The sequence below is a fragment of the Arthrobacter wenxiniae genome, assembly GCF_013376105.1.
In the GTDB taxonomy this organism is placed as follows: domain Bacteria; phylum Actinomycetota; class Actinomycetes; order Actinomycetales; family Micrococcaceae; genus Specibacter; species Specibacter wenxiniae.
The window spans coordinates 1-551 of the sequence record NZ_JAAMFM010000087.1 but is presented as its reverse complement, the minus strand read 5'-3'; the positions used below and the strand labels follow the sequence as shown (position 1 = coordinate 551).

Annotated in this window: 1 protein-coding gene; it reads right to left on the bottom strand. The window is 75.1% G+C overall.

The window, feature by feature from the left end; translation table 11 throughout:
* Nucleotides 1–551 (bottom strand): DUF222 domain-containing protein (locus G6034_RS19460; protein WP_176636749.1); only part of this gene is annotated, 551 nt, incomplete at both ends.

Here is a 551-nt window from a genome sequence, read left to right as displayed (position 1 = left end):
ATGGTCAGGTAGCCGTCGTAGTGGATGAGGCCGCGGCGGGGGCGGTGGAAGAACAGGCCCTGCTTGGCGCTCAGTTCGCCCTCGGTGGGTTGCTGTCCGTCGGGGTCCAGCAGGTCCAGGGCGCGGGTGGCGACGGGGCGCAGGAAGTCCGGGCCCTCGATCCGGGCGTAGCCGGCCAGGGTGGCCTCGAGCCGGTCCACATCGTCCTGTCCGATGCGCCCGGCCCGGGCCAGGTGCGCGGCGTCGCTGGTGTGGGAGGAAGCCATCAGGGCCAGTTCCGGGGAGAGTGCGCCGGAGAAGAACGCGTCGGCCAGCACCGGCTGGGCGGGCGCGGTGGTGGCGGTGGTCAGCGGGTCGGTCACGGGCAGGAACACCTTGGCCAGGCGCAGGCGCCGGTTCGCCTCGCCACGGCCCACGCGCAGCGTGGTGGCCAGCAGGTCCGCCGGGGACGTGGCCCCCTCCCCGTCATAGCGGCCGGCCCGCGCCCGGGCGGCCAGGTCCCCGGCGGCATGGACCTGCAGGGCGGCCAGGACCCGGGACAGGGACTCCAG